Source organism: Ideonella livida (assembly GCF_010499455.1).
In the GTDB taxonomy this organism is placed as follows: domain Bacteria; phylum Pseudomonadota; class Gammaproteobacteria; order Burkholderiales; family Burkholderiaceae_C; genus Ideonella; species Ideonella livida.
Map to the genome: position 1 here is coordinate 194,490 of NZ_JAAGOH010000003.1, position 19,807 is coordinate 214,296.

The following is a 19,807-nucleotide window of genomic DNA, read 5'->3' on the forward strand; positions in this document are numbered from 1 at the left end:
CTCCCCGGACGGGGAGAAGTGCCCCTCAAGAGCCGAACGGTTCCGCCGATAGGCCCTTGGGGGCGCCAGTCCGTGGACGCTCCGGCTGCGCAGCCCCCCTGCGCAAGGAGCGCCACTTGGCCGACCTGTCCAGCACCCTGCAGCAGTTCATTCCCCACGGCTTCTGCCTGTCGTGGGAGCCCCGGCTCGTGGCCCTGCACCTCATCTCTGATGGGGTGACGGCGCTGGCCTACGCCACCATACCGTTCATGCTGATCAAGCTGGTGCGCGCGCGCAGCGACCTGCAGTTCAGCTGGATGTTCGTGCTCTTTGGCGCGTTCATCCTGGCCTGCGGGGCCACCCATGCCATGTCCATCTGGACGCTATGGCACCCCGACTACCTGGCCGCAGGTCTGGTCAAGGCGCTCACCGCCCTGGTGTCGGTGGGCACGGCGGCGGTGCTGTGGCCCCTGATCCCGCGGGCCATCGCCCTGCCGGGCCCGGCCCAGTGGGAGGCCGTGCACCAGGACCTGCGCCGCCAGATCAACGACCGCGAAGCCGCGGAGCAGGAAGTGCGCCGGCTGAATGCCGAGCTGGAGGTCCGCGTCGCCGCCCGCACGGCCGAGCTGCAGGAGGCCCATGACCGCCTGAGCGCCCTGCATGCCGAGCTGGAGCAGCGGGTGCGCGACCGCACCCAGGAGCTGGAACAGGCCCAGGCGGCGCTGGTGGCCACCGCCCGGCAGGCCGGCATGGCCGAGGTGGCCACCAACGTGCTCCACAACGTGGGCAACGTCCTCAACAGCGTGAACGTCTCGGTCGGCCTCATGGGGCAGCAGCTGCGGCAGTCGCGGCTGGGCGGCCTGGGCCGCACGGTGGGCCTGCTGGCCGAGCACCGTGCCGACCTGGGCGCCTTCATGGGCCAGGACCCACGCGGTCAGATGCTGCCCGACTACCTGGCCCGGCTGGACACCACCTTGCAGGACGAGCAGCGCGCGCTGCAGCACGAGCTGGAGGGCGTGGCCAAGAGCCTGGACCACCTCAAGGATGTTGTGGCCACCCAGCAGACCTACGCCGGCCACCGCCAGATGCTGGCCCCGGTCCGCGTGGACGAGCTGGTGCAGGACGCCCTGCGCATGAACGCCGGCGCCCTCTCGCGCCATCAGGTGCGGGTGGAGCTGGCGCTGCAGGAGCTGCCGCCCCGCCTGCTGGACCGCCACCGCGTGCTCCAGATCCTGGTCAACCTGATCAGCAACGCCAAGCAGGCCATGGACGCCAAGGAGGCGGGGGGGCACACCCTGAAACTGAGCGCCCACCAGGACGAGGAGGGTACCCTGCATCTGGCCGTGCAGGACCAGGGCGACGGCATCGCGCCGGAAAACCTCACCCGCATCTTCCACCACGGCTTCACCACCCGCGCCCAGGGCCACGGCTTTGGCCTGCACAGCTGCGTGCTGGCCGCCCGCGAGATGGGCGGCGAGCTGCGGGTGCACAGCGACGGCCCCGGCCATGGCGCTACGTTCACCCTGGTGCTGCCCAGGGTCGCGCCACCCGCAGATCCCTCCGGCGCCACCCCGTCCCCGTCTGCGGCTTGAGGAGCCCGCCATGCACGCCCCCAAGTCCGAGACGCCGGCCCTGCCCCCCGTCCTGCGCGTGCTGCTGGTGGACGACATGCCCGCCATCCACGAGGACTTCCGCAAGATCCTGCTGCCGGCCCCACCGTCGGGCAGCGCCCCCGCCGCCGTCCCCGGCAGCCCGGTGGTGGACGGGCTGGACACCCTGGACGCCCTGGAGGCCTCACTCTTTGCCGCGCCCACCGGCGCCGCCCCTGCCGCCCCGGCGGCGGCGCCCAAACTGAGACCGGCAACCTTTCTGCTGGACTCCGCCTACCAGGGTCAGGAGGCGCTGCAGAAGGTCGAGACCGCGGTGCAGGAAGGCCGCCCCTACGCCCTGGCCTTCGTCGACATGCGCATGCCCCCGGGCTGGGACGGTGTGGAGACCCTGGAGCACCTCTGGCGCGTGGACCCGGCCCTGCAGGTGGTCATCTGCACCGCCTACTCCGACTACGCCTGGGAGACGGTGTTGGAGCGGCTGCAGGCCCAGGACCGGCTCATCATCCTCAAGAAGCCCTTTGACCCCATCGAGGTCTCCCAGCTGGCCCATACCCTGTGCGCCAAGTGGCTGGCGGCGGCCGCGGTGGCGCGCCACACCCGTGAGCTGGAGGAACAGGTCGCCCTGCGGACCGCCGAGCTGCAGCAGGCCAACGCCCAGTTGCAGGACGAGCTGGCCGAGCGGGTCCGGCGTGAGGCGGACCTGCAGCTGGCCGCCAGCGTCTTCCGCAACGCCCTCAACGGCATCGTGGTCACCGACGAGCGCAGCTGCATCCTGTCGGTCAACCCGGCCTTCACCCAGCTCACCGGCTACGAGGCCCACGAGGCTGTCGGTCAACGCATGAGCCTGCTCAGCTCGGACCACCATCCCGCCGGCTACTACCGGGCCCACTGGCAGGCCCTGCTGGCCCATGGGCACTGGAGCGGCGAGCTGTGGAACCGCCGCAAGGACGGCAGCCTGTTCTGCGAGTGGCTGAGCCTGTCCCGGGTGCCGGCGGCCCCTGGCCAGCCCGACCGCTATGTCGGCATCATGGCCGACGTGACCGAGCGCAGGCGCCTGGACGAGCATTTCCGCCACCTGGCGCTGCACGACCCCCTGACCGGGCTGGCCAACCGGGTGCGCCTGGAGGCTTGCGTGGCCGAGGCGCTGACCCTGGCGCAGGCCGGTGCCGAAGGCACGACGCGCCAGATGGCCCTGCTGTTCATTGACCTGGACCGATTCAAGCCCATCAACGACGACCTGGGCCATGAGGCCGGCGACGCCGTGCTGCGGGTGGTGGCCGAGCGCCTGACCGGCATCATCCGCCAGGGCGACACCGCCGCCCGGCTGGGCGGTGACGAGTTTGTGCTGCTGCTGCGCGACCTGCGCGGTGTGGACGATGCCCTGCAGGCCGCCCAGCGCACCTTGGCCAGCCTGCTGCAGCCCATCTGGCTAGACCGCCTGGTGGGTCCCCCCTTGCAGATCGGTGCCTCCATCGGCGTGGCCTGCGGCCCGCTGCACGGTACCGACGCCGCCACCCTGCTGCGCCACGCCGACGTGGCCATGTACGCCGCCAAGGCCGCCGGCCGGGAACAGGTGGTGCTGTTCAGCCCGGTCGAGGATCCGGCCACCCACATCTGAGGCGGCCCGTGGCCGGGCCCGGCGTGCAGATCAATCCACCGGCACGGGCCAGTGCGGGTTGTGGGCGATCTCCCAGAGGTGCCCGTCGGGGTCCTGGAACTGGGCGGTCCAGCCGCCCCAAAAGGCGGGCCCCGGCCGCTTGAGCACGGTGGCCCCCGCGGCCTCGGCCTGCGCCAGCACGGCCTCCACCTCCCGGGGCGTGGCCACGTTGTGGGCCAAGGCCATCTCGGTGGCGCTGCGCGGCCCCTGGGGTACGCCCGCGTCGGCGGCCAGGCTGGCCCGCGGCCACAGCGCCAGCTTCAGGCCGGGCTGCAGCTCAAAAAACACCACCGCCCCATGCGGATACTGGGTGCCCACAATGCCGGGCGTGGCCCAGCCCAGGCCGTCGCGGTAGAAGCGCAGGGCGCGTTCCAGGTCGTCCACCCCGAGGGTGATCACGGTGAGTCGGGCTTGCATGGGCACCGATTGTGGCGCGCGCCCTTACCATCGCGCCCCCATGAACCTGCGCTTCGTCGAGGCCTTCCACTGGGCCGTCTCCCTCAAGAGCGTCACCCGCGCGGCGCAGAAGCTGCACATCACCCAGTCAGCCCTGTCCGCGCGCATCGCTGCGCTGGAGGAGGAGCTGGGCACCGTGCTGGTGGACCGCCGCGACAAGCAGTTCCGCCTGACCATTGCGGGCCAGCGTTTCCACGCCCTGGCCCTGCGCCTGCTGGAGGTGCAGCGCCAGGTCAAGGCCGAGATGGGCAGCCACGCCGGGCGGCCCATGTCGCTGCGCCTGGGGGCCATCGAATCGGTGGTGCACAGCTGGCTCACCGGCTGGCTGCAGCAGATGCGCCGCACCCAGCCCGACTTTGAGCTGGAGCTGACGGTGGAAACCTCGCCCGTGCTGGTCGATCAGGTGCGACGCGGCGCGCTGGACCTGGTGTTCGCCGCCCTGCCGGCAGCCGACTCCGCGGTGCGCACTCGCCCGTTGCCGCCCATGCCCATGGTCTTTGTGGGCCATGCCCAGCAGCATGCCCAGCCGCGCTACAGCCTGCTGGACTTGAGCTGCATCGAATTGCTGACCTTCCAGCGGGGCTCACAGCCGCACCAGGCCTTGCTGGAGCTGTTCCAGCGCCACCAGGCGCCGCTGCCGCGGGTGCACACCATCTCCTCCATCTCGGCCATGGTGCAGCTGGTGGAGGGCGGCTTCGGGGTGGCGACCCTGCCGCAGGCCACGGTGGCCACGCTGGCGCGTGGCGCGCCGCTGCGCGAATTGCCCGCCGAGCGCCGCCTCCAGCCCTTGCCCATCCACGCCAGCTACCGGGAGGACCCGACCTCTTCCCTGACGGAGTCGGTGCTGGAGTCGGCCCTGGCCTATGTGACCCAGGAGCCAGCGCCGCCCATGGCCTGAGCCTTCGACGGGCCCGGCAGGCGCAGCGGGGCGCCAGCGGCCCCGTCCAGCCGCGGAACCTCACGATCGCGGCCTGCTCGCCCGCCGGGGCGGGCTCCAGGGGCGGGCGCGGCCAGAGGCGGCGGGTGGCCGCTGCGCCCGTCCGGTGCTCAGCGGATGTTGAAGCTCACATCCGAGAGGTCGAAGAACACGTTGCTGCTGCACTTGACCTTGATGCGGGCGTTGGCCAGCGCGGCATCGGGCAGCTTGACCTTGGCCTCGCCGTTGTTGGGCACGGCTTCGGCCAGCAGGCGGCGGGCCTTGGCGCCGTGGGCGGACATGAGCCACACGTCCACCGCGGTGCAGGACACGGGCGCCACATCGGTGCCGGCCACGTCCCAGCGCACGGTCATGCGGCTGCCACGGGTGAACTCGCCGCCGGCGTTGGGCGACTTGATCTTGAACGGGCCGGCATTGGCGGTCACGTTCAGGGCGTAGTCGGTCCAGCCCACACCGCCGGCCATGGGGGCCGCCTTCTGGTCGCGCACCAGGAAGCGGAAGTGCAGCGTGCGGGTGGTGCTGGGCAGCACCTCGCCCAGGGTCTGGGTGTTGCCGATCAGGTCACTGATCTGCGGGAACACGCGCACCGGAGAGCTGCCGGGCACAAAGGTGCGGAACAGCGGGGCATTGCCCGTGGGCGCGGTGGGGGTGCCGGCCGGACCCAGGTCGCGCTGTTCCCACAGGTAGTCCAGCTTGTCGGCGTCCTCGTCGCTGCCCTTGCCCACCAGCTCGAACGGGGTGTTGCGCGGAATGGTCAGGCCCACGGGCGACAACACCTTGGCCTTGGGCACGGTGTTGTCGCCCGCGGTCACCGCCGCACAGCTGCCACCGCTGCCGGCCAGGAAGGCGCGGATCTCGTCCTGGCTGCCGCTGTGGAACAGGGCGTCGCTGTGCGGTTGCAGGTCGTCGGCGCCGCAGATGCCGGCATAGGCCATGATGGTCGAGCCGCTGCCCGGCTCGTAGGCCACCGAAGCCACCCGGTTGCCACGGCAGGCGCCGGTGATGCTGTTGAAGGTGTGGTTGGCGCCGAACTGGTGCCCCATCTCATGGGCCACGTAGTCGATGTAGAAGCCGTCGCCCACCGGCGCGCCCAGGCCGGTCACGCCGCCGGCCTTCCAGTTGGCGCAGACCGCCTGCAGGTAGGCCACACCACCGCCGCCGGTGCTCACCACATGGCCGATGTCGAAGTTGGCGTTGCCGATCACGCTGGCCAGCGTGTTGATGTTCTGGCCCAGCATGGCGCCGCCGTCCTCGTTGGTGTAAGGGTCGGTGGCGGCATCGGTGTAGATGAGCGACTCGCTGTCCTCGATCAGCTCCAGGCGCACGCCCAGCTCACGCTCATAGACCCCGGAGACGCGGTTGACCAGGCTCACCAGCTCGGCCAGCACCACCTCCTTGCGCGGCACAGCCTGCAGGGGGTCGAAGAATCGGGCGTATTCGCCCGTGGTGGCCAAGGCCAGGCGGTAGGTGCGCAGCCGGGTCTGGCCGGTGGGCGTGGCCTGGGCCTGCAGCGCCTGGCGCATGACACCTGCCGGCGGCTGCAGCACCTGGTCGGCCTGGCGCTGGCGCGGCAGCAGGTCCTGACGCCAGTAGACCTGGTGCAGACCGGCCTGGGCGTCGCGGCCCGGGTCGATGAACACCCGGCCTTGCGGGGTGAACAACATGGCCTTGAAACCTTGCGGGCTCCAGTCGATGCGGCCGCGCACCGCCGAGCCGTCGGTGGCCACCGCCTCGAAGGTGCGGATGTCGGGGTGGCGGGCCGCCAGGGCCGGCGCCATCACGGCCACCGGGGTCAGGTCCACGGTGACCTGACGGCCATCGGGCAGCGGCAGGGTGAGCGTGCCGCGGGTACCGCGGCCGGCCAACACGGCCTGCAGGGCCGAGGCCTCCCAGCGCACCCAGCGGGCGGCCACCGCGCGCGAGACCTCCGCCTCGCGGCTGGCGGCGACAGCCGGAGCGGCCTGGTCGGTCCACAGGGCGGTGGCATGGGCGGGGCTGGCCAGCCAGGCCAGGGCGGCGGCGCAGATCAAGCCGGCGGCATGGCGGCGGGGCGAGGCGTGGACGGTGTGGGCGCGGGCGGTCATGGAGAGCATCCTCTGAAGGGTGTGGAGGCGCCGCGGGGCGGGGTGGCTGACTGGCTTGCGTCAGGCCCACCGGCGAGGCGAGTCCGCGAGTCTCTCCGCCGACCGGCCCCGCCGCCGCCGGTGGCGCCGGCCCTGGCGCAGACGGCAGACCGACGGCGCTGCTGGCGCGACAGATCGCCTGCCACCCCCCACAGGCAAGGGGTGCACCACCGGCCATGCACCAAGCCGGGTGAACCCTGACAGGGTGAACCCGCCCCAAGTTTGATCATGAAAAAAAATGATGAGGCCACAAGGAAATTTCTCGTTGGAACGGGTCGATGCGCACTTTCACAATCCGCCGCATCGCAGACGTACACGGAGCCCGGCATGAGCACTTCCCCCCCTCTCCCTCCCGGCGGCAGCGCCCTGGACGACCGCAGCAGCGGCCGCGCGGTGCGCCTGGCCGCCCGCCAGGGGCAGCTCAGCACCCACACCAGCGGCCTGGCACGCGAGCAGGTGCAGGCCAATCTGGCCATCCTGCCCGCTGCCCTGGCGGGTGACTTCCTGCGCTTTTGCCAGCGCAACCCCAAGCCCTGCCCGCTGCTGGCGGTGTCTGAACCCGGCCAGTACCTGCTGGACGAACTGGGTGAGGACCTGGACATCCGCACGGACGTGCCGCGCTACCGCGTGTGGCGCCAGGGCGAGCTGGTGGCCGAGCCCACCGACCTGCGTGCGCATTGGCGCGACGACCTGGTGACCTTTGCCCTGGGCTGCTCGTTCAGCTTTGAGCATGGCCTGCTGGCGGCCGGCATCCCGCTGCGCCATGTGCAGCAGGGGCGCAACGTGGCCATGTACCGCACCCACATCGCCACCCGGCCTGCCGGCCCCTTCCACGGCCCCATGGTGGTCTCCATGCGCCCGATGAAGGCGGCCGACGCCATCCGCGCGGTGCAGATCACGGCCCGGGTGCCCGAGGTGCACGGCGCCCCCATCCACCTGGGCGACCCGGCGCTGATCGGCATCCACGACCTCTCGCGCCCCGACTATGGCGACGCGGTCGAGGTGCTGCCCGATGAGTTACCCGTGTTCTGGGCCTGCGGCGTGACGCCGCAATCGGCCATTGCCACCGCCCGCCCCGAGTTCTGCATCACCCACGCCCCCGGCCACATGCTGGTGACCGACCGGCTCAACCGCCAGCTTGGCCTGGGCTGAGCCGTCCGGCCCACCGCCCCGGCCCCACCCCCAACCACCCCACCCAGAGGAGATCTCCATGCGCACTGCCACCCCCCGCCGCCAGCTGCTGGCCCTGACCGCCGCCGCCACCCTGGCCTGGACGGCCCCCCTGGCCCGGGCCACCACCGCCTGGGACCTGCCCACCGCCTACCCCCTGTCCAGCTTCCAGACCGAGAACCTGATGGCCTTTGTGGCCGAGGTGGACAAGGCCACCGCCGGCAAGCTCAAGATCACGGTGCACCCCAACGCCTCGCTCTACAAGGCCAACGAGATCAAGCGCGCGGTGCAGACCGGCCAGGTGCCGGTCGGTGAATTCATCCTCTCCGGCGCCAGCAACGAAAACCCGCTCTTCGGCACCGATGCCCTGCCCTTCCTGGCCGACAGCTATGCCGAGGCGCGCAAGCTCGCCGGCATCGAGCGCCCCTACCTGGAGAAGCTGCTGGCCGCGCAGGGCATGAAGCTGCTCTACACCGTGCCCTGGCCAGGCCAGAGCCTCTACAGCGTCAAGCCCATCGACTCGGTGGCCGACCTCAAGGGCACCAAGATGCGCGCCTACAACCCGGCGTCCTCGCGCATCGCCCAGCTGGTGGGTGCCCAGCCCACCACCATTCAGCTGGCCGAGCTGGGCCAGGCCCTGGCCACCGGCACGGTGCAGAACTTCCTGACCAGCAGCGCCAGCGGCGTGGAGAACAAGCTCTACGAGAGCGTCAAGTACTTCTACCGCGTCAACGCCTGGCTGCCCAAGAATGCCGTGGTGGTCTCCCAGAAGGCCTTTGATGCGCTGGACAAACCCACGCAAGAAGCCCTGCTGCGCGCCGCCGCCACCGCCCAGGAGCGTGGCTGGAAGCTCAGCGAGGCCAAGGACGCCGAGTACCAGAAGGAGCTGGCCGCCAAGGGCATGAAGGTGGCCGACCCCAGCCCGGCGCTGAAGAAGGACCTGAAGGCGGTGGGCGACAAGATGGTGGCCGATTGGCTCAAGACCGCCGGCCCCGAGGGCCAGGCCATCGTGGACGCTTTCAGCAAGCCCTGAGGCTGGGAGGCGGGCCCCCCCCCACCGCCCCTTCCCCCGCTGCCCTGACCCCACCGCCGCCCGTCACCGCCGGTGGCCCGGGCGGCCCCCAACCCCTTCTCTGGAGGACGCCGCGCATGAAGACGCTGCTCCTGGCCTTCTACCGTCTGCTGGGCCTGCTGGCCATGCTGGCGATGGCGGCCGCATTCATCACCGTCGGCCTGGGCGTGCTTGCCCGCGAGGCCGGCTGGGACGTCCAGGGCCTGGACGGCTACGCCGGCTATGCCATTGCCGCCGCGCTGTTCCTGGCCCTGCCCACCACCTTCCAGCGCAGTGAGCACATCCGCGTCACGCTGCTGATGGAAAAGGTCTCGCCGCGCTGGCGCAACGCGCTGCAGGTCTGGAGCCTGGCCGCGGGCACCGCCCTGTCGGTGTACCTGGCCTGGTTCGCTACTCGCCTGGTGTGGATCTCCTACAGCACCCACGACATCTCGCCCGCCATGGACGCCACGCCGCTGTGGATCCCGCAGCTGGCCATGGCGCTGGGCGCTGTGGGGCTGGCCGTGGCCCTGGCCGACGCGCTGGTCAGCCACTGGCTGGGCCTGCCTTTCTTTGCCACCCCGGCCGACGGCGAAGCCGCCCGTGTCGAGTAACCCCCAGGAGAACCCAACATGGATGCACTCATTGCCCTGTTGCTTATCGTGCTGATGCTGGTGGTGCTGGGCTCGGGCCTGTGGATCGGCCTGTCCCTGCTTGGCGTGGCGGTCTTTGCCATGCAGACCTTCAGCAGCCGCCCGGTGGGCGACGCCATGGTCCTGACCATCTGGGGCTCCACCTCCAGCTGGACCTTGACCGCCCTGCCCCTGTTCCTGTGGATGGGGGAGATCCTGTTCCGCACCAAGCTCTCTGAAGGCATGTTCCGCGGTCTGGCGCCCTGGCTCAACCGCCTGCCCGGACGGCTGCTGCACATCAACGTGATCGGCTGCGCCATCTTCGCGGCGGTGTCGGGCTCGTCGGCCGCCACCTGCGCCACCATCGGCAAGATCACCCTGCCCGAGCTGAAGAAGCGCGGCTACCCTGACCACATGGCCATCGGCACCCTCTCAGGTGCCGGCACCCTGGGCCTGCTGATCCCGCCCTCGATCATCATGATCGTCTACGGCGTGGCCGCCAACGTGAGCATCGCCAAGCTGTTCATGGCGGGCGTGTTGCCGGGCATCCTGCTGGCGCTGGTGTTCATGGGCTACATCGTGGTGTGGGCGCTGCGCCACCCCGATCAGGTGCCCGCCGCCGAGGCCAGCCTGGGCTTCTGGGCCAAGGTCTACGAGGGCCGCCACCTGATCCCGGTGGTGCTGCTCATCGCCCTGGTGCTGGGCTCCATCTACTCCGGCCTGGCCACCGCCACCGAAGCCGCCGCCTTGGGCGTGGCCGGCTCCCTGGCCCTGGCCGCGGTCGAGGGCTCACTGAACTGGCAGCGCTTTGTGGAGGGGCTGTCGGCCTCGGTGCGGGTGTACTGCATGATCGGCCTGATCCTGGCGGGCGCCTCCTTCCTGACGCTGGCCATGGGCTTCATCGGCCTGCCGCGCCACCTGGCCGAGTTCATCGGCGGCCTGGGCCTGTCGCCCTTTGTGCTGATGCTCAGCCTGGTGCTGTTCTTCATCGTGCTGGGCTGCTTCCTGGACGGCATCTCCATGGTGGTGCTCACCATGGCCGTGCTGCTGCCCACGGTGGAGAAGGCCGGGTTTGACCTGGTGTGGTTCGGCATCTTCATCGTGCTGGTGGTGGAGATGGCGCAGATCACCCCGCCGGTCGGCTTCAACCTCTTCGTGCTGCAGGGCCTGACCCAACGCGAGATCACCTGGCTGGCCCGCGTGTCCATGCCCCTGTTCTGGCTGATGGTCGGCTTTGTGCTGCTGGTGTATTTCATCCCCGGCATCGTCACCTGGCTGCCCAGCCAGATGCAGTGACCCCTGCGCCAGGCCCACGCCCACGCCCCCGACCCTCCACCCCAGCGGAGACCCGTCATGCACCGTCGCGACATGCTGCTGGCCGGCACGGCCAGCCTGGCAGGGCTGCTGACCGCCCTGCGCCCGGCCAGCGCCGCCCCCCAGGGCAGCGCTGCCGCCACCCGCTGGCCGGTGGCCACCGGCTACCGCGCCGAGGGCTACCACGCCCGTAACCTGCAGGCCATGGGCGAGGCCCTGGCCCAGGCGAGCGGCGGCGCCTTCAGCCTGGAGGTGCGGGCCGACAACAGCCTGGTGCCGATGGCGGGCATCCCGGCGGCGGTGGCCGGCGGCCAGCCGCCGCTGGGCGAGGCCATCATGACCGGCTTGAGCAGGCGCTGGCCGGTGTGCGGCGCCGACGCCGTGCCCTTCCTCACCCGCAGCCTGGACGATGCCCAACGCCTGTGGCGCGCCCAGCGCCCGGTGGTGGAAGCGGCCCTGGCCCCCGCCGGCCTGGGCGTGCTGCTGGCCGTGCCCTGGCCGGGCCAGGGCCTCTACACCCGCCAAGCCGTCACCAGTCCTGAAGACCTGCGCGGCCTGCGCATCCGGACCTACAACCCCACCACCGTGCGCATTGCCGAGCTGCTGGGCGCCACGCCGGTGGACGTGCCCATGGCCGGCATCGGTCAGGCTCTGGCCGAAGGGCGCATCGACGCGCTCATCACCTCCGCCGTCACCGGGGTGGAGCAGCAGGTGTGGCGCTGGCTCACCCACTTCCAGGACCTGAACGCCTGGATGCCCAAGAACCTGGTGATGGTGAACGCCGCCGCCCTCAAGGCCTTGCCCGCCCCACACCGCGAGGCCCTGCTGCGCGTCGCCACCGACGCCGAAGCGCGCGGCTGGGCCGCCTGCCGCCAGGCCGGCCAAGACGCCCTGGCCACCTTGCAGGCCAACCGCATGAGCCTGGACGCCACCCCGCCCCCGCTGGCCCGGCAGCTGCAGCGCCTGGGCGAGCGCTTCTCGCGCGAATGGGTGCGGGAGGTGGGTCCCCAGGCCAATGCGATCTTCATTCCCTACTACACGCAGTCCTGAGGCTGCTCACCGCCCTGGCTTCAGCGGGTGCTCCACCCAACGCTCCCCCAACACGCTCCTAATACACCGCCATGACCACCTCGCACACCCCGCAAGCTCACCACGACGATGCTCCTGCCACCCCGCTGCGCTGGCAGTTCTGGATTGACCGCGGCGGCACCTTCACCGACCTGGTGGGTCGCGCCCCCGACGGCACCCTGCACACCCTCAAGCTGCTCTCCGAGAACCCGGAGCAGTACCGCGACGCGGCGGTCGAGGGCATCCGCCGCCTGCTCGGCTTGGCGGCCGGCCAGCCCATCACCCCCGAGCAGGTGGAGTGCGTGAAGATGGGCACCACCGTGGCCACCAACGCCCTGCTGGAGCGCAAGGGCGACCCCACGTTGCTGGTCACGACACGAGGTTTTCGCGATGCGCTGCGCATCGCCACCCAGGCCCGGCCCCAGCTCTTTGACCGCGCCATCCACCTGCCCGAGCGGCTGTACGAGCGCGTGGTGGAGGCTGACGAGCGGGTGAGCGCCCAGGGCGAGGTGGTGCAAGCCCTGCATGAAGCCAACCTGCGCGCCGAGCTGCAGGCTGCGTTTGATGCCGGCCTGCGCGCCTGCGCCATCGTCTTCCTGCACGGCTGGAAGGCCCCGGCCCACGAGCTGGCCGCCAAGCGTCTGGCCGCCGAGGTGGGCTTCACGCAAATCTCCGTCTCGCACGAGGTCAGCCCGCTGATGAAGCTGGTGCCGCGCGGTGACACCACCGTGGTGGACGCCTACTTGAGCCCCATCCTGCGTCGCTACGTGGACCAGGTGGCCAGCCAGATGCCCGGCGTGCGCCTGTTCTTCATGCAAAGCTCGGGCGGCCTGACCGAAGCCCGCCGATTCCAGGGCAAGGACGCGATCCTCTCCGGCCCGGCCGGCGGCATCGTCGGCATGGTGCGCACGGCACTGGCGGCAGGACAGGACAAAGTCATCGGCTTCGACATGGGCGGCACCTCCACCGACGTGAGCCACTTTGCCGGCGAGTTCGAGCGTGCCTTTGACACCGAGGTGGCTGGCGTGCGCCTGCGCGCCCCGATGATGAGCATCCACACCGTGGCCGCCGGCGGCGGCTCGGTCATCCGCTTTGACGGTGCCCGGCTGCGGGTGGGCCCGGAATCGGCCGGCGCCAACCCCGGCCCCGCCAGCTACCGCCGCGGTGGCCCCTTGGCCACCACCGACGCCAACGTCATGCTCGGCCGCATCCAGCCAGCGTGGTTCCCCCGGGTTTTCGGCCCGCACGCTGATCAAGCCTTGGACCGCGACGTGGTGGTGCAGCGCTTCACCGAGGTGGCCCAGGCCATGAGCGCCGCCGCCGCCAAGTCGGTGACGCCTGAGGACGTGGCCGCCGGCGCCCTGCAGATTGCCGTGGCCAACATGGCCAATGCGTGCAAGCGCATCTCGGTGGCCCGTGGTTACGACGTGACCCAGTACACCCTGCAGTGTTTTGGTGGCGCCGGCGGCCAGGCCGCCTGCCTGGTGGCCGACGCCCTGGGCATGAGCCGCATCCTGGCCCATCCGCTGGCGGGCGTGCTGAGCGCCTACGGCATGGGCTTGGCCGATCAAACCGCACTGCGCGAAGCCTCGCTGGAGGCGCCGCTGGACCGCGCCGGCTTGGCCAGCGCCCAGGCCTTGGCCACCCAACTGGCCAACCAAGCCCGTGAGGAACTGTTGGCCCAAGGCGTGCCGGCCACCGCACTGCGCACCGTGGCCCGCGTGCAGGTGCGCTACGAGGGCACGGACACCGCCTTGCCCTGTCCCCTGGCCTTGGACGGTGACGCCGGCGCGGCGCTGGACGCCATCACCACGGCCTTTGAGGCGGGGTACCGCCAACGCTTTGCCTTCCTGATGCCGGGCCGTGGCCTGACGCTGGAAGCCGTCAATGTGGAATGCCTGGCCCCGGGTGAAACCGTGGAGGCCTCTGCGCTGGCGGGGGATGCGGCAGCGCCTGCGCACGATCCTGCCCCGCTGGAGCGCGTGGCCATGTACTGCCTGGCCGATGAGCGCCCCGCCGGCTGGCGCGAGGCCGGCCTGTTCCAGCGCGAGGCCCTGACCCCCGGCGCCCGCATCACCGGTCCGGCCGTCATCGCCGAGAAAAACGCCACCACCGTGGTGGACGACGGCTGGCAGGCCGAGCTGACCGCGCGCGGCGATCTGCTGCTGCAGCGCATCCGCCCCCGGGCCCAGCAACATGCCGTGGGCACCCAGGCGGATCCGGTGATGCTGGAGGTGTTCAACAACCTGTTCATGAACATCGCCGAGCAGATGGGCCTACGCCTGCAGAACACTGCCTACTCGGTGAACATCAAGGAGCGGCTGGACTTCTCCTGCGCGCTGTTCGACGGCCAGGGCCAGCTCATCGCCAACGCACCGCATGTGCCGGTGCACCTGGGCTCCATGAGCGAGTCCATCCGCTCGGTGATCGAGCGCAACCCCGCCATGGCCCCGGGCGATGTGTTTGTGCTCAACGACCCGTACCACGGCGGCACCCACCTGCCGGACATCACGGTCGTCACCCCTGTGTTCCTGCCTGCCCCCATGGCTGCTGCGCAGGGTGAGGCCTGGGAGGCACGCCCCGCCTTCTACGTGGCCAGCCGCGGCCACCACGGTGACGTGGGCGGCACCACCCCAGGCTCCATGCCGCCGTTCTCGGCCAGCATCACCGAAGAGGGCGTGCTGATCGACAACTTCCAGCTCGTGGCCACCGGCCCCGATGGCACGCCGGTGATGCGTGAGGCCGAGATGCGCGCCCTGCTGGCCAGCGGCCCCTGGCCCGCCCGCAACCCCGACCAGAACCTGGCCGACCTACGCGCCCAGATCGCCGCCAACGAGAAGGGCGTGCAAGAGCTGCGCGCCATGGTGGCCCAGTTCGGCCGCGATACCGTGACCGCGTACATGGGCCATGTGCAGGACAACGCCGAGGAGAGCGTGCGTCGGGTGATTACGGCCCTGCGCGACGGCGAATTCATCCTGCCCCTGGACAACGGCGCCCAGATCCGCGTCGCGGTGCGGGTGGACGCCGCGCGTCGCTCGGCTCAGATCGATTTCAGCGGCACCAGCGCGCAGCTGCCGGGCAACTTCAACGCCCCGCGCGCCATCACCACCGCCGCCGTGCTCTATGTCTTCCGCACCTTGGTCGACGACGCCATTCCGCTCAATGCCGGTTGCCTCAAGCCGCTGGAGCTGATCGTGCCCGAGGGCAGCATGCTCAACCCGCGTTATCCCGCGGCGGTGGTGGCGGGCAACGTGGAGACCTCACAGTGCATCACCAACGCCCTGTACGGCGCCCTGGGCGTGCTCGCCGCCAGCCCCTGCACCATGAACAACTTCACTTTTGGTGACGAGGCGCACCAGTACTACGAGACCATCGCCGGCGGCTCGGGCGCCGGCCCCGGCTTTGGCGGCACGGCCGTGGTGCAAACGCACATGACCAACTCCCGCATGACCGACCCCGAGGTGCTGGAAACCCGCTTCCCCGTGCGGCTGGACAGCTACACCGTGCGCGCCGGCTCCGGCGGCACCGGCCAGTGGCCGGGTGGCGACGGTGGCGAGCGCCGCATCCGCTTCCTGGCGCCCATGACCGCCTCCATCCTCAGCAACGGCCGCCGCCACGGCGCCTTTGGCGGCGCCGGCGGCCAGCCCGGCGCCGTGGGCGAGAACGCGGTGCAGCGCGCCGATGGCACGTTGGAGCCGTTGGACCACATCGGCCAGGTGCAGATGCAGCCGGGTGACGTCTTCATCATCCGCACGCCGGGTGGTGGCGGCTGGGGCGCGGTCGCGACCACCCAAGGCAGCGGCGCTTGAGCGGGTCTGCCGTCCCGGCCTGGCCCGGGCAAGTCCGTGCTTGAGCCGCACCGGGTCGGCGTGCGACGCCCGCCGGGACGGGCACCGGCAGGAGTTCGCCAGCGGATCGTCCTCCGGTACGTCCCGACACGCCGCAGGGGCACCGCCCGGGCACCGGCGCCCCCTGGCTAGAATCGCGCGGGCTTTCGGCAATGCCGAAGGCTTGAACTTTGCTGGGGGTGCCGCCCCGGCGTGCAAACAGCGTCCATGTGGCCTGTGCGCCGCCGCAGGTGGCTGAGAGAGTCCCTTTGAACCTGTGAGGTCATCCTCGCGCAGGGAAAGCTGGGTGAATCGGGTCAGGCGTGACCGTGCGGCCGTGCAGAGCGCGGCGGTGACGGTGTCCAGCACCGGTCGCGCGGTCTGGCCTGCCGGGGCGGGCCGATGAAAGCCGTACCCACCCATGTCCACCGTCTCCTCCTCTTCCGCCACCGACGTGGCGCACGACGCGCTTACGCCCGTGCCCGCCGCCGAGCGTGTCTTCGGCTTCTCCGACCACGCCGCGCTGTGGTTCAGCCTGGGCGTGGGCCTGCTGGTCATGCAGGTGGGCGCCTACCTCATGCCCGCGCTCAGCCCGCAACAGGCGCTGCTGGCGGTGCTGCTGGGCTCCGTGCTGGGCGCCGGCCTGCTGGCCCTGGTGGCCCGCATCGGCTGCACCCTGGGCCTGTCCAGCTCGGCCCTCATCAGCCGCAGCCTGGGCCGCCGTTTTGCCCTGCTGCCCGTGGGCCTGAACGTGGTGCAGCTGCTGGGCTGGACCGCCTTTGAGCTGGTGGTCATGCGCGACGGCACCGCCGCCATCGTCAAGCAGCTCATCGGCCTGGAGGCCAGCTGGCTGACCTGGGCCGCCACCCTGCTGTGGGGCGGCCTGCTGCTGGCGCTGGCCAGCGGCACCATGATCGGCCTGGTGCGCCGCTTTGTCAGCCGCTTCGGTCTTCCGCTGGTGATCTTGTCGCTGCTGTGGCTGACCTGGCAGTTCGGCTCGCGCCTGGCCGCCCAGGGCTTTGACGCCTGGTGGACCCGGCCTGGCGCCGGTGGCATGAGCCTCCTGGCCGGCATCGACCTGGTGGTGGCCATGCCCGTGTCCTGGCTGCCCCTGGTGGCCGACTACGCCCGCTATGGCCGCAGCGCCGGCAGCGCCCTGCGCGGCACCTGGCTGGGCTACGCCGTGGCCAACATCTGGTGCTACACGCTGGGCATCCTGGTGGTCAGCACCGCCCCGCAAGGCGCCGATCTGGTGAGCACCCTGCTGCTGGCCCAGGGCGGCCTGCTGGCGCTGGGCCTGATCCTGATCGACGAGGCCGACAACGCCTTTGGCGACGTGCACTCCGGCGCCGTGTCCATCAACTTCCTGCGGCGCGGCCTGAGCATCCGCCACGCCGGCCTGGGCCTGGCCGTGGCCGCCACCCTGGCTGCCCTGGCCCTGGACATGCATGGCTTGGAACCCTTCCTGCTCATGCTCAGCAGCATCTTTGTGCCGCTGTTCGGCGTGGTGATCTCCCAACTGGCCGGCCGCAGCGCCGCCGAGCTGCCCACCGAACGCGCCGTGCGCTGGGCCCCCGCAGCCGTGTGGCTGCTGGGCATCGCCTGCTTCCACGCCGGCGCCGCCTGGTGGCCCAGCCTGGGCTCGGCCCTGCCGGCCCTGGCCCTGACCTTGGCTCTGGGCTGGGTGGTGCGTGGACGTTGAAGGGCGCCTTGCCTGGATGAACAAGCGGGCCTACACGGCCCGTTTCTTCTTTGCGACGGCGTGAGTGCAGCATCAACGCGACAATCAGTGGCGCTATAGGATCGGTCGATGGCCAGTGCGCCAATCACTGAACCTGTCCTCCTCAACGCCACGATGACGCACCCATGTCCCGCCTGCTTTCCGCCAAAGAACAGCCGCTGTCAAAGATCTTCAGCAGCGACTACCTCTTCACGATTCCGGGCTACCAGCGGCCCTACGCTTGGGGCACCGAACAGGCGGAAGAACTTTTGGATGACGTGCTAGCGGCCTCAGCAGCCGCGGGCACGAATCTGCAAGAGGCAGCGCCGTACTTCCTCGGCAGCATCGTGCTCATCCAAAGTGAAGGCGTTCCAGACGCCACTGTAGTGGACGGGCAACAGCGTTTGACCACGCTCACGCTGCTGCTTTCCGCGATCCGGGCGACGGTGAAAAGCCCCGAGGTGCAGATTGGCATCAGTGCTTGCATCTACCAAAAGCCCAACGTCATTCAGAACCTGCCGGCCAGCTACCGCCTGACGCTGCGCGAGCGTGATCAAGCGTTTTTCCGGCAATACATCCAGCATGAAGGCGGCTTGAGCCAGCTAGAACACATCAGCACCGCGCTGCCGGATGCACAGGCGCGGCTGAAAGCCAACGCTGAACTCTTCCTAGAACGCCTACAAGACCTTGACGACGCCCAGCGAGTGGAGCTTGTGCAGTTCATCGTGACACGGTGCTTTTTGGTCGTGGTAGCTACGCCAGATCTAGATTCGGCATACCGCATTTTTGGAGTGCTCAACAGCCGGGGGCTCGACTTGAGTGCCACTGACATTTTGAAAGCGGAAATCACCGGCGCCATCACACAAGAGCGCCGCGAGGATTACACGCGCCAGTGGGAAGATTTTGAAGAATCGTTGGGCGGCGATGCTTTTGGCGAGCTGTTCAGCCACATCCGCACGGTGTTCCGCAAGGCCAAATCCAAAGGCACATTGCTCAAAGAGTTCACCGACCATGTGAAGCCCAAGGCCAACCCTGTGGCCTTCATGGACGACGTGCTTATTCCCATGGCACGCGCCTTCAAGGTCATCCGTGATGAGTCGTTCTCTGCGACTCATCTGGCCGAGGAGGTCAATGACACCCTGGGCTGGCTGAATCGCCTGGAGTTCACCGATTGGGTGCCACCAGCGCTGGCCTTTTTCGTCCGACACCACTCTAAACCACCAGCCTTGCTGGCCTTTTTGCGTGATTTGGAACGGCTGGCGTATTCGATGCTGGCCCGCAAGTCAGGGATCAACGACCGGATTGAGCGCTTTTCATTGCTGACCACCGCCATTGAGGTCGGTGCCGATCTGCATGTAGCCAACGCCCCGCTGCAGTTGTCCCCGCAAGAGCAGCATGAGACCTACGAGGCGCTCAACGGACCGCTTTACGAGACTCACGCCCCTCGCGTGCTGGCGGTGCTGTTGCAGCGCCTTGATCAATTGCTGTCGGATCAAGCGGTCAAGTTCAAGCTGGCGAATGTCTCGGTTGAACATGTATTGCCCCAGCAGCCCGCCCCACGCAGCCAGTGGCTGCAGTGGGTGAGCGACCCCCAAGCCCACCAGTTTTGGGTTCATCGCTTAGGCAACCTCGCCCTGCTGAGCCGAAACAAGAATAGCGCGGCCAGCAACTTTGAGTTCGACAAGAAAAAGACCGCTTACTTTCAGAAAGGTGGCGTGTGCCTGTTTGCGCTCACCACCCAGGTGCTGACCCATGCGGAGTGGACAGCAGAGGTCATCGAACAGCGCCAGAAGGCGTTGCTGGCGAAGCTGGAGGCCCACTGGCGCCTGCAAGACCGCCAAAGCCTCGAACAGCACCGCGCCACGCTGCAAACCCAGGTGGCACTGGGCGGGCATGGCTTGGTGTTCGAACTGCAAAGCTCCAAACTCGGCCTGCATGCGAAAGCCCGCGTCGATGGCACGCAATTCACGGTGTTGGCAGGCTCGCTGGCACGAAAAGAGTGGATTGGTGTAGACGGTGGTTACCAATTACACCGACAGACTTTGATCGAAAGCGGACGCTTGCCATTGACCCCTGACGGCCAACGCCGCTACTTCACCGAAGACACCGTGTTCAACAGCGCCAGCGCCGCTTCCGCCACCGTGCTGGGCCGATCTGACCGTGGCACAACAACGTGGAAACTGCCCAACACCCTGATGAGCTACGGCGACTTGCTGGACAGCGCACCACCTGAACAAGCTTGACCCACAGCACGGGCCGCGCT

13 protein-coding genes are annotated in these 19,807 nt (G+C 69.6%); 11 read left to right on the forward strand and 2 right to left on the reverse strand.

The annotated features are described in order from the left end of the window. Positions 1-116 precede the first annotated feature (116 nt). Together G3A44_RS04270 and G3A44_RS04275 are read left to right on the forward strand one after the other, a co-directional pair. Positions 117-1,571, forward strand: a complete 1,455-nt coding sequence (locus G3A44_RS04270) for a sensor histidine kinase (protein ID WP_239061698.1) — start codon at positions 117-119, stop codon at positions 1,569-1,571. 10 nt (positions 1,572-1,581) lie between these two features. Then, positions 1,582-3,207, forward strand: coding sequence for a diguanylate cyclase domain-containing protein (locus G3A44_RS04275; protein WP_163456262.1), 1,626 nt, complete (start codon positions 1,582-1,584; stop codon positions 3,205-3,207). Positions 3,208-3,237: 30 nt separating this feature from the next. Here the strand turns inward: G3A44_RS04275 and G3A44_RS04280 are convergent, their stop codons facing one another. Then, entirely contained in the window at positions 3,238-3,663 is a 426-nt protein-coding gene (locus G3A44_RS04280; RefSeq protein ID WP_163456263.1) for a VOC family protein, read from the reverse strand. 40 nt (positions 3,664-3,703) lie between these two features. Here G3A44_RS04280 and G3A44_RS04285 point away from each other — a divergent pair, with 40 nt between their 5' ends. Next, positions 3,704-4,600, forward strand: a complete 897-nt coding sequence (locus G3A44_RS04285; RefSeq protein WP_163456264.1) for a LysR family transcriptional regulator — start codon at positions 3,704-3,706, stop codon at positions 4,598-4,600. A gap of 149 nt (positions 4,601-4,749) precedes the next feature. Here G3A44_RS04285 and G3A44_RS04290 read toward each other — a convergent pair whose 3' ends face one another. Next, entirely contained in the window at positions 4,750-6,723 is a 1,974-nt protein-coding gene (locus tag G3A44_RS04290; RefSeq protein ID WP_163456265.1) for a reprolysin-like metallopeptidase, read from the reverse strand. 366 nt (positions 6,724-7,089) lie between these two features. Here G3A44_RS04290 and G3A44_RS04295 point away from each other — a divergent pair, with 366 nt between their 5' ends. The 8 genes from G3A44_RS04295 (at position 7,090) to G3A44_RS04330 (ending at position 19,787) form a co-directional block, all read left to right on the forward strand. Beyond that, complete coding sequence (locus tag G3A44_RS04295) at positions 7,090-7,914, forward strand: putative hydro-lyase (RefSeq protein WP_163456266.1); 825 nt, start codon at positions 7,090-7,092, stop codon at positions 7,912-7,914. Positions 7,915-7,972: 58 nt separating this feature from the next. Further along, complete coding sequence (locus tag G3A44_RS04300) at positions 7,973-8,965, forward strand: TRAP transporter substrate-binding protein (protein ID WP_163456267.1); 993 nt, start codon at positions 7,973-7,975, stop codon at positions 8,963-8,965. A 116-nt stretch (positions 8,966-9,081) separates the two neighbouring features. Then, complete coding sequence (locus tag G3A44_RS04305; RefSeq protein ID WP_163456268.1) at positions 9,082-9,597, forward strand: TRAP transporter small permease; 516 nt, start codon at positions 9,082-9,084, stop codon at positions 9,595-9,597. Positions 9,598-9,615: 18 nt separating this feature from the next. Further along, positions 9,616-10,911 (forward strand): TRAP transporter large permease, encoded by a 1,296-nt coding sequence (locus G3A44_RS04310; RefSeq protein ID WP_163456269.1) that lies wholly within the window; start codon positions 9,616-9,618, stop codon positions 10,909-10,911. Between the two features lie 57 nt (positions 10,912-10,968). Further along, a complete protein-coding gene (locus G3A44_RS04315; protein ID WP_239061699.1) occupies positions 10,969-11,979 on the forward strand; it encodes a TRAP transporter substrate-binding protein in 1,011 nt (336 codons plus the stop codon). A gap of 71 nt (positions 11,980-12,050) precedes the next feature. After that, complete coding sequence (locus G3A44_RS04320) at positions 12,051-15,806, forward strand: hydantoinase B/oxoprolinase family protein (protein WP_163456270.1); 3,756 nt, start codon at positions 12,051-12,053, stop codon at positions 15,804-15,806. 439 nt (positions 15,807-16,245) lie between these two features. Further along, positions 16,246-17,526, forward strand: a complete 1,281-nt coding sequence (locus G3A44_RS04325; RefSeq protein WP_163456271.1) for a purine-cytosine permease family protein — start codon at positions 16,246-16,248, stop codon at positions 17,524-17,526. Between the two features lie 164 nt (positions 17,527-17,690). After that, complete coding sequence (locus tag G3A44_RS04330) at positions 17,691-19,787, forward strand: DUF4357 domain-containing protein (protein WP_163456272.1); 2,097 nt, start codon at positions 17,691-17,693, stop codon at positions 19,785-19,787. Positions 19,788-19,807 lie beyond the last annotated feature (20 nt).

Bases quoted from the DNA above. Each gene is read 5' to 3' on its own strand.
- G3A44_RS04275 (WP_163456262.1), top strand. From the start codon at position 1,582: ATGCACGCCCCCAAGTCCGAGACGCCGGCCCTGCCCCCCGTCCTGCGC.
- G3A44_RS04280 (WP_163456263.1), bottom strand. From the start codon at position 3,663: ATGCAAGCCCGACTCACCGTGATCACCCTCGGGGTGGACGACCTGGAA.
- G3A44_RS04285 (WP_163456264.1), top strand. From the start codon at position 3,704: ATGAACCTGCGCTTCGTCGAGGCCTTCCACTGGGCCGTCTCCCTCAAG.
- G3A44_RS04290 (WP_163456265.1), bottom strand. From the start codon at position 6,723: ATGACCGCCCGCGCCCACACCGTCCACGCCTCGCCCCGCCGCCATGCC.
- G3A44_RS04295 (WP_163456266.1), top strand. From the start codon at position 7,090: ATGAGCACTTCCCCCCCTCTCCCTCCCGGCGGCAGCGCCCTGGACGAC.
- G3A44_RS04300 (WP_163456267.1), top strand. From the start codon at position 7,973: ATGCGCACTGCCACCCCCCGCCGCCAGCTGCTGGCCCTGACCGCCGCC.
- G3A44_RS04305 (WP_163456268.1), top strand. From the start codon at position 9,082: ATGAAGACGCTGCTCCTGGCCTTCTACCGTCTGCTGGGCCTGCTGGCC.
- G3A44_RS04310 (WP_163456269.1), top strand. From the start codon at position 9,616: ATGGATGCACTCATTGCCCTGTTGCTTATCGTGCTGATGCTGGTGGTG.
- G3A44_RS04315 (WP_239061699.1), top strand. From the start codon at position 10,969: ATGCACCGTCGCGACATGCTGCTGGCCGGCACGGCCAGCCTGGCAGGG.
- G3A44_RS04320 (WP_163456270.1), top strand. From the start codon at position 12,051: ATGACCACCTCGCACACCCCGCAAGCTCACCACGACGATGCTCCTGCC.
- G3A44_RS04325 (WP_163456271.1), top strand. From the start codon at position 16,246: ATGTCCACCGTCTCCTCCTCTTCCGCCACCGACGTGGCGCACGACGCG.
- G3A44_RS04330 (WP_163456272.1), top strand. From the start codon at position 17,691: ATGTCCCGCCTGCTTTCCGCCAAAGAACAGCCGCTGTCAAAGATCTTC.